The organism is Aminobacterium sp. EBM-42, assembly GCF_001896635.1.
Taxonomy (GTDB): domain Bacteria; phylum Synergistota; class Synergistia; order Synergistales; family Aminobacteriaceae; genus Aminobacterium; species Aminobacterium colombiense.
The window spans coordinates 131449-144728 of record NZ_MPPC01000025.1; the positions used below are offsets into that span (position 1 = coordinate 131449).

At 45.9% G+C, this 13280-nt stretch carries 14 protein-coding genes and 1 tRNA gene; 1 reads left to right on the top strand and 14 read right to left on the bottom strand.

All coding sequences use genetic code 11. The annotated features are described in order from the left end of the window. Positions 1–134 precede the first annotated feature (134 nt). The 14 genes from trmFO to BUC50_RS08065 all read right to left on the bottom strand — a co-directional run bounded on the left by trmFO (position 135) and on the right by BUC50_RS08065 (position 12982). Positions 135–1451 (bottom strand): methylenetetrahydrofolate--tRNA-(uracil(54)-C(5))-methyltransferase (FADH(2)-oxidizing) TrmFO, encoded by a 1317-nt coding sequence (gene trmFO, locus BUC50_RS08000; protein ID WP_286677333.1) that lies wholly within the window; start codon positions 1449–1451, stop codon positions 135–137. Positions 1452–1454: 3 nt separating this feature from the next. Continuing rightward, positions 1455–3590 carry a type I DNA topoisomerase gene (gene topA, locus BUC50_RS08005; protein ID WP_286677334.1) on the bottom strand — a complete coding sequence of 712 codons (2136 nt, stop codon included), beginning with the start codon at positions 3588–3590 and terminating at the stop codon, positions 1455–1457. A gap of 14 nt (positions 3591–3604) precedes the next feature. Continuing rightward, positions 3605–3877, bottom strand: coding sequence for a hypothetical protein (locus BUC50_RS08010; protein WP_013048902.1), 273 nt, complete (start codon positions 3875–3877; stop codon positions 3605–3607). 14 nt (positions 3878–3891) lie between these two features. Continuing rightward, positions 3892–4998, bottom strand: coding sequence for a DNA-processing protein DprA (dprA, locus tag BUC50_RS08015; protein ID WP_286677335.1), 1107 nt, complete (start codon positions 4996–4998; stop codon positions 3892–3894). Continuing rightward, positions 4995–6497, bottom strand: coding sequence for a YifB family Mg chelatase-like AAA ATPase (locus BUC50_RS08020; protein WP_286677354.1), 1503 nt, complete (start codon positions 6495–6497; stop codon positions 4995–4997). Before BUC50_RS08020 ends, dprA begins: the two co-directional genes overlap by 4 nt. Further along, positions 6497–6865, bottom strand: a complete 369-nt coding sequence (locus BUC50_RS08025) for a YraN family protein (protein ID WP_286677336.1) — start codon at positions 6863–6865, stop codon at positions 6497–6499. The genes BUC50_RS08020 and BUC50_RS08025 overlap by 1 nt, the downstream gene beginning before the upstream one ends. Before the next feature lie 166 nt (positions 6866–7031). Further along, positions 7032–7619, bottom strand: a complete 588-nt coding sequence (gene rnhB, locus BUC50_RS08030; RefSeq protein WP_286677337.1) for a ribonuclease HII — start codon at positions 7617–7619, stop codon at positions 7032–7034. Continuing rightward, complete coding sequence (locus BUC50_RS08035) at positions 7604–8440, bottom strand: YlqF/YawG family GTPase (protein ID WP_286677338.1); 837 nt, start codon at positions 8438–8440, stop codon at positions 7604–7606. The genes rnhB and BUC50_RS08035 overlap by 16 nt, the downstream gene beginning before the upstream one ends. A gap of 1 nt (position 8441) precedes the next feature. Continuing rightward, positions 8442–8981, bottom strand: a complete 540-nt coding sequence (lepB, locus tag BUC50_RS08040) for a signal peptidase I (RefSeq protein ID WP_286677339.1) — start codon at positions 8979–8981, stop codon at positions 8442–8444. A 97-nt stretch (positions 8982–9078) separates the two neighbouring features. Continuing rightward, the gene (locus BUC50_RS08045) at positions 9079–9516 is read right to left on the bottom strand and encodes a hypothetical protein (protein ID WP_286677340.1); all 438 of its coding nucleotides are present in this window, start codon (positions 9514–9516) and stop codon (positions 9079–9081) included. A 64-nt stretch (positions 9517–9580) separates the two neighbouring features. After that, positions 9581–10135, bottom strand: coding sequence for a 2-oxoacid:acceptor oxidoreductase family protein (locus tag BUC50_RS08050; RefSeq protein ID WP_286677341.1), 555 nt, complete (start codon positions 10133–10135; stop codon positions 9581–9583). Between the two features lie 4 nt (positions 10136–10139). Next, a complete protein-coding gene (gene iorA / locus BUC50_RS08055) occupies positions 10140–12008 on the bottom strand; it encodes an indolepyruvate ferredoxin oxidoreductase subunit alpha (RefSeq protein ID WP_286677342.1) in 1869 nt (622 codons plus the stop codon). Further along, a complete protein-coding gene (locus tag BUC50_RS08060; RefSeq protein WP_286677343.1) occupies positions 12008–12424 on the bottom strand; it encodes an acyl-CoA thioesterase in 417 nt (138 codons plus the stop codon). The genes iorA and BUC50_RS08060 overlap by 1 nt, the downstream gene beginning before the upstream one ends. A 144-nt stretch (positions 12425–12568) precedes the next feature. Further along, positions 12569–12982 (bottom strand): CoA-binding protein, encoded by a 414-nt coding sequence (locus BUC50_RS08065; RefSeq protein WP_286677355.1) that lies wholly within the window; start codon positions 12980–12982, stop codon positions 12569–12571. 137 nt (positions 12983–13119) lie between these two features. On the opposite strand from BUC50_RS08065, the gene BUC50_RS08070 reads away from it, so the two are divergent. After that, positions 13120–13207 (top strand) — tRNA-Ser (locus BUC50_RS08070). Positions 13208–13280: the final 73 nt, after the last annotated feature.

Below are 13280 nucleotides of genomic sequence, written 5' to 3' on the forward strand. Positions count from 1 at the left end.
TAAAATTGCAACTTTTGCAACTTGAATTGTCAGAAGAATGTCAAGGATACAACAACGAAAAAGTTTAACAATCATTGGAATTGATTATTATACATTATACAACAATAGTCTATTAGGAAAATAGGGGGGAAGTCCTATTTCAAACAGTTTTTATCAAATTCTTCCAGGGCACTGAGGGCTCGTTCTCCCACCTTTTGACATCGCAAGCTTTTTTGGCGGATTTTAACATCGAGGGTAGGGAATATGCCCAGATTAACATTCATGGGATGAAATACCTTTGGGTCGGTTTCAGCAAGGTATCGTAGAAGGGAGCCAATGGCTGTTTCCTTAGGCCAAAGGGGAATTTGCAAACCGGCGGCGCAGAAAACCATGTGAAGCCCTGCGACGAGTCCCATAGCTGTACTTTCAAGATATCCCTCGACGCCAGTTATCTGCCCGGCAAGGAACAACGCCTTGCTCCCTCGCAGGCGAAGGGAACCGTCAAGTACTTTAGGCGCATTGACGTATATGTTCCGATGCATTACGCCATAACGGGCAAATTCCGCATTCTCAAGGCCAGGAATCATTCTGAAAACCCGGTTCTGCTCTCCCCACTTCAAGCTTGTCTGAAAACCTACAAGATTGAAGAGTGTTCCATCCGCGTTATCCTGGCGAAGCTGGACTACTGCGTAGGGTTCTGCTCCGGTAGAGGGGTTTGGAAGTCCTACCGGACGGAGGGGACCAAAACGAAGGGTATCAATTCCCCTGGAGGCTATGACCTCCACAGGCAGACATCCCTCAAAATATCGGACATCTTTTTCAAACTCATGACGGGGAGCCTGTTCTGCCGTTAGGAGGGCCTGGCAAAATTTTATGTACTCTTCTTCATTCATGGGGCAATTGATATAGTCTGCTTGCTGACCATATCGACCAGCCCGATAGGCCTTATTCATATCAATGGTGTCATAAAAGACCACTGGCGCGATGGCATCAAAAAAAGAAAAATATTCCTGGCCTGTCACTTGCCGAAGCCTTTCAGCAAAAATCGGGCTCGTAAGGGGGCCTGTGGCTATAATGGCAGGCTCTTCAGGCAGCTCAGTTATTTCTCGCCGCTCGATTCGAATTCGGGGGTGCCCTGAAAGTTTTTTTGTAATATAGCCAGCAAAGACATTCCGATCTACGGCAAGAGCCTTCCCTGCTGGAACAGAAGAAAGATCAGCTGCTTCCATAATAAGGCTGTTAAGATAACGCAACTCCCCTTTTAATATCCCGGCTGGGCTTGTCAAACTATCTGCTCCTAAAGAATTACTGCATACCAGCTCACCCATCATATCGGTCTGATGAGCAGGAGTGGTAGCAACTGGCCTCATTTCCACAAGGCAAACAGAGTAACCCCTTTGAGCTAGCTGCCATGCTGCCTCGCTTCCTGCAAGTCCTCCTCCGACAATTAGAATCTCATTAGATCTTCTCATATATTACTTATTCTCCTTTTTGCCCTTTTTTTCTTTCTTCCAGCCACACTCAGGGCATTCTGGAAGACTTTTCTTGTTCTTGCGAATGAGAGAAGCGCCGCATTCCTTACATTTTTCTCCAGTTGGTTCATTCCATGAAACATATTTACATTCAGGGTAACGAGAACAGCCATAAAAGAATTTCCCTTTTTTACTTCTTCTCCGAACTACTTCCCCACTCTCCGTTTCTCCACAGAGAGGGCATTTAACACCTATAGTTTTTAATATCGGCCTGGTATAACGACATTCCGGGTATCCGGAACAGGCTATGAATTCCCCAAAACGGCCTCTTTTTTTAACTAAGGCCTTGCCGCATTCGGGGCAATCCTCACCAATAGGTTCCGGTTCAGGCAATTCAACAGCGGAAGCTTTCTTAGCCTCTTCAAGGGTGTTAGTAAACCCATTCCAAAAGGATCGCACTACTTCTACCCATTGAAGTTGATCTTCTTCGATAAGGTCGAGCTGTTCTTCCATCTGGGCAGTAAACCCAGTATCAACTATGGGGGACTGACTTTTAGAATCAAAATATTGGAGTAAAAAGTCATCTACAGTCATACCCAACTGTGTGGGCTCAATACGTTTTTCTTCATTTTTTTCCACATATCCTCTATCGTAAAGGGTCTCTACAATGGTGGCATAGGTCGATGGGCGACCAACTCCCTTTTCTTCAAGGGTTTTGATGAGAGTCGCTTCGGAATAACGGGCGGCCGGCTTTGTAAAACGCTGTTCTTTTTCAATCTCTTGGCACAAAAGAGTTTCTTCAGGCTGTGCTGGGTCAAGCTGCCCCCCCTTCAACTCAAGGGGCCATACCGCTCCCCAGCCATCAAAAATAAGTGATTCGCCTGTCTGACGCAAACCATAGGAACCGGCCGCTACATCAAGAATAGCATTGGCAACTATTGCCGGGGCCATCTGAGAAGCGACAAAACGGTTCCAGATAAGGGTATAGAGACGGTGCTGTTCGGAATTCAAAACATTTTTTAATATCTCTGGCGTTAATGTCACGTCGGTAGGCCGGATAGCTTCATGAGCATCCTGGCTTCTCGCCTTTGACGCAAAGAAGTTTGGCTTCGCTGGAAGATATTTTGTCTCATATCTTTCCGAAATATAGGTTCTGGCGCCGTTAATGGCATCCGGGGAAATGCGAAGACTATCTGTGCGCATATAGGTTATTAGGCCCACTGGACCTCGACCAGGTACGCTGACACCTTCAAAAAGACTCTGAGCAATCCCCATGGTCCGGCGAGGAGAAAAGCCCAGGCGGCGAGCGGCTTCCTGCTGTAGAGTACTCGTCTTAAAGGGGGGCAAGGGGGCTCTGTTTCCTTCCTTGACCTTATACTCCTTTACCACAAGCTCCTGTTTAGCAATATCTGGCGCTATTTTCTCCGCCTGCTCTGAGCTGGAAATAAGAAGAGGCTTGCCTTCTTTCCAGAAAGATTTATTTTTGAAGCTCATCACTTTCAGATCATAATTCCTCGTTTTATCAAGGGATGAGGCCAATACGCTAATGTGCCAGTATTCAGAGGGAACAAAATTAATTATCTCCCGTTCCCGTTCACAGATGAGATTGAGAGCTACAGACTGAACCCGGCCGGCAGAAAGGCCATAACGAATTTTTTTCCAAAGAAGAGGACTGAGAGTATAGCCAACGAGGCGATCAAGCACCCGCCTGGCCTGTTGAGCATTCACCCGATTCATATCCACTGGTTCTAGTTTTTTAAGAGCTTCTTTAACAGCCTTTGGAGTTACCTCATAAAAGCGGATGCGGCATAACGTTTGAGGATCAATATCAAGAATGTTGCAAAGATGCCATGCAATAGCTTCTCCTTCCCGGTCAGGGTCTGAGGCAAGCAAAATATTTTGACTTCCCCGGGCTAGTTTTACCAACTCGTTTTTTATCTTGGCTTTACCTTTTACAAGAATATATTCAGGTTGAAAGTTGTTCTCCACATCAATGGCGATACGGCTTTTAGGCAAATCCTTAATGTGCCCTATACTCGCTTTAACCGTATATTTTGAACCTAATATTTTCGATAGAGTTTTTGCTTTCGTAGGAGACTCAACAACAACAAGGGTTTTTCCCGATTCTTTCTTCGTCATAAGATCCTCCTTGTTTAATGAACGAAATATTGACCTTTAACTGAGTCATAAAGAGAACCCATGAGGTCAAAACTTGCCAGGCTTGAATCGACAGCCCTCTGAATAATGTTCAAAAAAGATGGGGCATCAATATGCCCGCCCCGAATTTGTCCGATCATGATGGCATCTTCAATAGCTATTTCTATGACTTTCCGTGGATATTCTTCAGTCATAAGAAGGTAGTGTATAAGGTCTAGTGCATCTTCAGTTAAAAACATTCTTTCAAGATCATGTACCAATCGCGTCAATACGATACGCTCCTTTACTTGGGATCGACAGAGGCCCTCCAGCGACCAGGCCCAGATTGATAGATAAGATTTAACGCCGACAAATGACTTATGCAAGAGATAACATCGGCGGCAGTCATTTTACATTCAGCAGACAGGTTGTCAACTGTCCGATCTCCATGAATTTGAAAAAGATTGAGAATTTTTTGCTCTTTTTCTGTTATATCCAATTGATTTTGCCTGTTTTTCCGCACATCAGAACCCCAAAGATCAAGCTGTTTTGAGCATAGGGTTTCAGCAAAATCGGAAACATCGATAAGGGGGTTAGCTCCGTCAAAAAGAAGTTTGTTAGAACCCTTGCACACTTTTTCATCAATACGTCCTGGAACAGCCCAGATTTCTTTTCCCAGGTCAAGGGCCAATTGGGCTGTTACTATGGCTCCGCTTCGAACAGGAGCCTCAACCACAACAATTACATCTGCCAATCCAGCTATAATACGGTTTCGTTTCGGGAAATGCCAGGGTTTAGCATCAACCCCCAACCCATATTCAGTAATAAGGGCTCCCGAACCAACAATCTTGCTAAAAAGGTCCTTATGCTGCCTTGGATAAATACGGTTTTGCCCATGAGCCAGAATGACTGCTGTTTCTCCACCAGACTCAAGACACCCACCATGAGCCGCCCCATCGATGCCAAGAGCGCCGCCGCTCAACAAGATGCAACCCCGCTCAGCCGCAACCCGTCCTAAAGCACGAGCTACCTGCTGGCCATAAAACGTACTTCTGCGAGTTCCCACAACTGCCAGCATAGGTTTTTCAAGTCTCGAGCGTCCTCGTACAAAAAGAACCAAGGGGGCATTTTCCATGGTCTGGAGAGAGGGGGGGTATCCCTTTTCTCCATAATATAGTACCTGAATCTCCATGGAATGCCATCTATTTTCTTGTCTTTTCACCCATTTAGACCTAATTAAAGAAACAATGCGCTCGCAAGCTCCCGGTGAAAGAGCTCCCCGTTGTTCTTCTGTGAGATTTGCGGAAAGCAGGGCCTCCATACTTTCTTCTGTGGCAATCAGCCTATTCCATAAACGGCTATCTGCTTCCAATGCGTTCATCAATAAAAGGGCTTGTTGCCGCGGCGTCATGAAGAACCCCCCCCTCCCCTATAGGCGAGAGCTTCTGATATGTGCGGAACCCGTACCCGAGAAGAATTATCAAGATCAGCAATGGTCCTGGCCACTTTTAAAACCCTGCTTATGCCTCTGCCCGAAAGACGCAGGTTGTCTGCCATCCGGATTAAAAATGGACGAACGTCGGTGCCGAGGTTGAGCTCTCTTTTAATGATGCGCTCTGGAAGTTCAGCATTGCAGTGAAAACCATACTTTCTCCATCGCAATCGCTGTTTTTCCCTTGCCTCACACACCCTTTGGCGGACAGTTTCACTATCTTCTCCACTCTGATCTTCAAAAGAAATCAATTCTTTGGGCAGAAGGCGCGGAACTGAAACATGCAGGTCAATGCGGTCAAGTATTGGGCCGGAAAGGCGCTTGCTATATCTTTCTTTCTCATAAGCTGAACAGCTGCATGACTCCACCGGGTCACCAGCCCAGCCGCAAGGACAAGGATTGCATGCTGCCAAAAGCAATACGCGACAAGGAAACTCTACCCTTCCAGCCGCCCGGCTAACAACGATACTTCCATCTTCAAGGGGCTGCCGCAGTGCCTCCAGAAGATCCCGTCGAAACTCCGTAAACTCATCTAAAAAAAGTATACCTCGATGGGCAAGACTGATTTCTCCTGGACGCAGGGAGGCTCCACCGCCGCATATGGCCACAGTGCTCGCTGTGGGATGGACTGTATGAAAAGGAGGCTCAAGGGATGGCTTATAATCTGGCCTTGCTGAGCTGTGTATCTGAAGGCTTTCTAAGAGCTCTTCATGGGAAAGGGGAGGGACAATCCCCCGGATTGCTCTGGCAAGCATGGTCTTCCCACTCCCTGGAGATCCGATAAAAAGCAAATTATGATGACCGGCCGCAGCTATTTCCAAGGCTCTTTTTGCCCCGGCCTGCCCTTTGATATCCGCAAGGTCTGGATTGGGAATATTTTTCTGTGAAGGCAAACGCTGTTTTTCCAGGGGCAGCAGAATCTCCTCTCCTTGCAGATGATCAAAGAGTTGGCTTAGAGTTGACAGGGCATAGGCCTCTACACCTGGAACCAGAGAAACTTCAAAAGCATTCCCCCTGGGAACAAAAAGAGGCATTCCAAGGTCTCGTGCCAAAAAGGCAGCAGGGACAGCCCCTCTCGTTTTTCGCAATCTGCCGTCAAGAGACAGTTCCCCCATAAAAAGGGTGGGTCTTTGCAGTGAAATGACACCTAGTTGTTGAGCGATGCCAATAGCAATGGGAAGATCTAGAAAAGCCCCTTCTTTGGGGCAATCGGCGGGGGCAAGATTGACGGTTACACGGCCGCGGACAGGTATATCAAGGTTCCTTAACGCGGCTCGAACCCTCTCGCGAGATTCCCGTACCGCCGCATCCGGAAGTCCAACTATACCAATGACAAAAAGTCCTCCCGTTATCTCTACTTCCACTTCTACTTTAAGAGCCCGCACTCCCTGGAGGGTGATGCCGTAAACAGGTTTCATCATAACATCATCCTATTGGTAATATCAGAATAATGTTTTATCGTATAGGAGGACATATTATTATGGCAAGTTATCCCCACGAGATCTATTCTCCATATTCCTGACCATTGAACCTGATCTATATAAAGAAAGCCGGTTCTGACAAGTCGCCTGATTTTTACAGGTCCTACAGATTCTTCCGGAGGCATAATGCGTCCTACAGATCGGGTGCGGACTTCCACTATGACAAGTTCTTTTTTATCCATGGCTACAATGTCCAGCTCTCCCCGAGGAAATGAAACATTACGTTCAATAATGCGCCACCCCTTTTTCTGAAGGAACGCACAGGCTGTTTCTTCACCCCAACGGCCAAGTGCAACATGATCCATGGTTTTATCCATCTCCTTTGTCAAGTTGTTGAAAAGCAAGAACAGCGCTACGGCCTTGTATCCGCAGCGCCTTTCACAGTATGAGCTTAACCCTGGTGATCAGGATTTATCCTTTTAGGGATAACCGGGATGGTTGCTTAATACCATGCCAGAAAAATCTCCCAGATTACTCTGGAGAAACAGTCTTCCACGTAAAGCTTCTGCGATGAATGGGTGACAGCCCAAACTCAGCAATACGACGACGATGATCCTTTGTAGGGTAGCCTTTGTGTTTGGCAAAATTATACTGAGGATAGGCCATATCCAGAGCGACCATAGCTCTGTCACGAAGAACTTTAGCTACAACAGAGGCGGCCGCCACTTCTGGTACGAGACTGTCGCCTTTGGGTATCGCCTTTTGTGGGTAATTCCTAAGCCCGGGGATAAGAATACTGCCGTCTACAATGACTTCCTCAAAAACGAGGGGTAACTTGTTCACTGATCTGCTCATGGCCCATAAGGTAGCCTGCAAGATATTCATTTGGTCGATACGCCAAGAGGAAGCAGCCTGGGCTCTCCATGCTACTCCGAGGCTTACCATTGCCTTAAAGATTTTTTCACGCTTTAAGGGCGTAAGTTTTTTTGAATCATTTAATCCTAACGCTGCCAAAGCATCAAGCTGAGAGGATGTTAGAACAACGGCCGCCGCCACAACTGGCCCAGCTAAAGGGCCGCGGCCTGCCTCGTCTACACCAGCTATTATTCTATTTCCCATGGATACCGCTCCCCTGGCCACTCCAATGTTATTCGCCCAAGTTTGCCCGTAGAAAAGGCATCAAGAAAACGCTGCCCTGCCAATAAAAGATCTACACGGCCGCCGCTGACAAGACATCCTAAACGATGGCCTATTTTCTCAAGAGTAATAAGTGGTTCTTCTTCCACATTTTCTATATTCCACTTTTTTTCAACAAGATGCCAATGTCCTCGCTCTTTTAAATGCTCAATAAGGGAAAGTGCTACGACATCCGTGCCGCCAATAACTTCCGCCTTACTGCAGCCGAGCCAGGCAAGTCGGCGGTGCACCTCATCATGTGAACGGGGGTCAAGAATGCCTGGAGAATCTACAGCAAGGATATCTTGCCCTTTATACCATGAAACCCCCCTGGTAATGCCAGGAACTCCTCCAACGGGAGCCCGTTTTTTACCTACTAGAAGGTTTAGGAAAAGAGATTTGCCCACATTGGGAATTCCCACAACAGCAAGACGAAGTTCGCGGTGAGCTGGCCGAAGTTTCGCCAGGTCCCGACGCAACAATTGTATTCTCCCCTCAAGAAAATTGAATGCCCAGGCCTTCTGCTTAATAGACGAAAAAAACTGAAGCCATGCTTTTGTAGCCCCTTCCTCAGCAAGGTCTGCTCGTGAAAGTACAATGTAGACGGGACAAATTCTGGAAAGCTGATCTGACATTGGCGAAGAGGTAAGATGAGGAGCCCGCGCATCTCGAACTTCTAATATAAGATCGAGCTTTTGAACCAGTTCTTCTAATTTGCGTTTCCCTTTTGCCATATGGCCCGGGTACCAGACTGTACGCGGCATATTAATACACAACCCCTATTCTGTTAAAAGGCCAGTATCGGAAAAAAACTGGACCTCGAATATATTCTTCTGGGACAAAACCCCAATAACGACTGTCCTGTGAATGCGATCGATTATCCCCCATTGCAAAATACCTTCCCTCAGGAATTCTTATGGGAACCTGAGGAAAGAGAATGTTTGGGAAAAGTGAAAAATCATCTCTCCACTTCACATATTTTTCATGGAGGGGCTTTTCATTTATATAAACGATCCCATCTCTAACGTCGAGGGAGTCTCCAGGAAGACCTATTATTCGTTTTACAAAATCACGCTTTGGGTCGAGGGGAAATTTAAAGACAAAAATATCTCCACGTTCTGGCTTTCGGAAAGAATACCAGAACTTGGCCACAAGAACCCTATCTCTCGGCTCAAGGGTAGGGACCATGGATCCGCTGGGAATCCAAAAAGCCTGTACTATAAAAGTCCGTAAAATAAGAGCAATAACAAGAGCCCATAAAATAGTCTCAACAAATTCTCTCCACCAAGGCTTCCCCTCTGCCATCCAACTATCCCCCTTTTCTATAAAAGCGCTGTTGGAATTGTTTTTTTATACCCCAGTGCTTTCAAGATTTCAATAGAAATAAACATATTTTTTACTTTTATTTAATGCTGATAAAACTGTGAAGGGAAACAACGACTGAACAAACTGTTTCACCTGACTGGGGTGCGGTCTTCACCTCTAGAGCAAAAGCGGGAGAAACTGTGTGCCATCGCGGACTATAGGTACACACGCGATTAAACGATGCCATTTGAAACCAGGCTTTTCCACGAGAATCAAAGATCTCCCTTTCTCCTGTGTCCCAAGTGATTCTTACCTGATCCACAGGGCGATCTCCCGGTAAGAGGCGAATTTCACAGGAATGTTGCTGCAATCTCCCTTTACACAGACGGGACTCGAACCATAAAGCAAGGCGTTCCGCTTCTTTATGCGCTTGTTGTTCAGGAGACCCCAAAACAGAGAGAGGGCGGAAACGTGTAACTACTGCTCCTGATATTGCCAGGGTGATGGCAAGAACAAGAATTACTTCTATAAGCATTGTTCCGCGGTGAGTAAAGGGAGGGAGCTCAAAAGAGCCCCCTCGCAAAATGCTCCTTTTTTTGTTAAAAAATGGCATCGTAACCGAGGTTTAATACCTTGAGGTTAGCGTCTGCAAATTTTTCTGGGGATAACTGCTGAATAGCCTGTCGAACCTGGTCTATTTTTACGGTGCTTACGTCACATGCGCAAAGAGCTCCAAGAATAAGTACGTTCAGAAAAAGGAAATTCCCGCCCATGTGCTCTTTGAGTATATCGTACCCTTTTATTTTGAATACCTTAATATTTTTCTTTTTAAGATACTCGTTGAGATGGGTATTTTCAAGGGCCTTTTCGTCAAAAATATTTACTAACAGGCTTCCTTCTTCCCTTAGAAAGTGAAGGTTTCGTATGGCTTCGTTTTGATCAAAAGCAAGAAGGATGTCCGCTTCACCAGTTTTTACAAGGGGGCTCTGGTAATCTCCCACTTTAAAATGACTGATAACAGACCCACCACGCTGAGCCATGCCATGAACTTCACTTCCCATAACTTTTTCGTTGCGGGACATGGCAATATGACCCAATACTTTTGTGGAAAACAAAATTCCCTGTCCACCTATACCTACGATGACATATTGCATGGGCCTACACCTCCTCCATAGCAACTATGGCCCCGTGTGGACACACCTTCGAGCAAACTCCACAAGAGACACAGAACCGTTCATCGATGTATGCCTTCTTACCGGCTTCATCGAATACAAGCCCAGGGCAATTAAAGAAATTAATACAGAACTTACATCCAATACACTTTTCAGGATCGACCTTCATAGGAATCTTATCCTGTTTTTCCCGCAGTAGCATACAGGGGTGTTTGAATATAAGCACCGCTGGTTCCTGATGGGCTTTAGCATACTCCCACGCATCTTTTACAAGTTTTTTCCCTTCCTCTACATCATAGGCTTCAAGGGTTTTAACGTAATTCACGCCACACCCGTTTACAACCGAATCTATTTCTACAACCCTGCCCTCGTCCCCCTTTCGGAGCTTTTCACCCACAGATGGGTTAGACTGAGCTCCTGTCATAGCCGTGGTCCTGTTATCGAGGATGCACAATACAAAGGCATGTTTGTTGTAAACGGCACTGACAAGCCCAGGAATACCCATATGGAAAAAGGTCGAATCTCCAATGGTAGAAACGATGGGCTGTTCTTTACCTGCCACCTTATGAGCAAGATAGAGTCCCGACGCCATAGTCACAGAAGCACCCATATCCATAACTGCATCTGCCCCTTTCTGGTTGACTGAAAGGGTATAGCAGCCAATATCTGAAGGATTGATCGCACTGGGAATGGCCTGACGAATAGCAAAGACACTCGCTCGATGGGGACATCCTGGACAGAGCATAGGTTTCCTCGGCGTTATTTTAAGATCCTCTAGAGCAGCCTTTAAATCACTGTCGGCACCTATCTGTTTTTCTTCTCCAAGAGATTTAAGAATAATTTCTTCTATTACTTCCGGCAGAAGCTCTCCTGATCTCGGCACATACCCGTTCCATCGGCCTTTAACCTTCGTGCGATCAAGAAGCTGCATCTCCACAACCGGGTAGGTTTCTTCAAGAACGAGAACATTACTATGGCGATTAATGAAATCAGAAACCATCTTAATAGGGAGAGGAACGGGAGTCCCTATTTTTAATACAGAAACGTCATCTCTTCCCATTGCTTTAAGGATGTCAACAACAATAGAAAAGGAAACGCCAGAAGCGATAATGCCGAGCTTAGCCCTTCCTTTTGCAGGAACTTCATAATTGTATTTACTATACTTGGTTTCAAAGTCTTCCCGGATTTCATCGTTCTTCTGATTCAATTTAGGGTGATTTATACGCACGCTTGCAGGAAGGCAGACCCACCGGGCAGGATCTTTTTCGAACCGTATTTCTCTATCAAGCTTGATTACTTCGTTGAGATCTACATCCTGCCGGCAGTGGTCTACACGAACGCTCGGCCTGAGAATTGTGATGATATGGTACTTTTCAGAAAGATCGAATGCATCGAAAACCATCTCTTTGGCCTCAAATGCTGTAGCAGGGTCAAAACAAGGCACTTTTGCAAAATACGCAAAAAACCGACTGTCCTGCTCTGTTTGAGAACTATGGGGCCCTGGATCGTCAGCCACAACCAGCAACATTCCGCCTTTCATATCAAAATGGGCTGCGCTCATAAAAGGGTCGGCCGCAACATTAAGGCCCACCTGCTTCATGATCGCGCAAGACCGCACTCCTGAAAAAGCAGCTGATGCCGCCATTTCGAAAGCTACTTTTTCATTAACGCCCCACTCAACAGCAGTGGAAGTCCCCAGTTCGTCTGCAAATTTGGCTACTGCTGGCAGAATCTCCGAAGAGGGAGTTCCTGGATAAGCCGTAGCCACTCCACAACCGGCTTCCACAATACCGCGAGCTATAGCTTCATTGCCCAAGAGTATTGCTTTTGTGCTCACAGTACATGCCACCTCCATTATTTTTCATCCATAAATGATTGGATCATGGTGTAGAATGGATGTTTTCCCCTAAGCAGTTTCCCTTCTTTATTAATAAAGGCATGACGAGTAGTACCCTCAGCTAACAATCTTCCATCTCCTTCCCTCGTAACTCGATAGCTAAAACGTATGCTGGACACCTTAAGCTCATCGACCCATGTAGTGATATTGATACGGTCATCGTAACGGGCAGAGGCCTTATAGCGACAGGAAGCCTCTACTACAGGCAAAAGAATCCCTTCTTTTTCCCAATGAGAGTAGGGGGTGCCAAGAATACGGCAATACTCGGTTCGCCCAACTTCAAACCAGGTCAGATAGTTGGCGTAATACACAATTCCCATTTGATCTGTTTCACTATAACGGACTCGTAAAGAAATGGTGACTTCCTGAGACAAAGAGGAACCTCCTTAGACGGAAAAGTAATGTGCAAAGGATTTCAGGATGATTAAAAAAAACCGTCCTTTCTAGAATTATATACCATAGACACAAAAAGTGTGAAAATTAAAAGCTTGAAAAAAGCTTGTATAAAGTATTCTAACTTATAAAGTAAATTTACAATGCTTGATATGGGCGGCCATTATGCAATCATGGTTCACAACAGGAAAACCTTTGTCTTTGAGCCGTAATTCCAAGGCCGCATTTTCTGTTCCTGGCTGAAACCAGACGACGGGGCGTTCTTTCTTTCCTTCCAGTTCTTCAGCTATAGGCTGCTGCAAAGAAGGAGAGAGGAAAAAAACAACTACATCAATAGGTTCTGACAAATCTGAAACAGAACCTGCACAGGGGCAATCGAGTATCATCTGGCCTTTGTATGCGGGGTTCACTGGATAAAGTCTATGTCCAGCTGCCTGGAGATATTTCATAACCTTATACACAATTCTATTCTCCTTCTGGGAGGCCCCTATAATCACAATAGCAGATGGCTTACAAAGATACATCCTTACTATGTCCATTTTCTCCACATGAATCCCCCTCTGTTTCTCTATGGTTCGCAAGAAATTCTTTACATTATATCCTTTCTTTATCACTAAAAGGGTTGTCGGCCGCATAAGCAATGTGTATAATACATGCCCGGGCACATGCCCATTGCGGAGGACTGGCCGAGTGGTCGATGGCGGCTGACTTGAAATCAGTTGAGGTGCAAGCCTCCAGGGGTTCGAATCCTCTGTCCTCCGCCATTTGAGAAATTATTGTGGGTTATCAAGATTTTTCTGATCCATCTTGATAACCCATTTTTTATGCTTTTTAGCG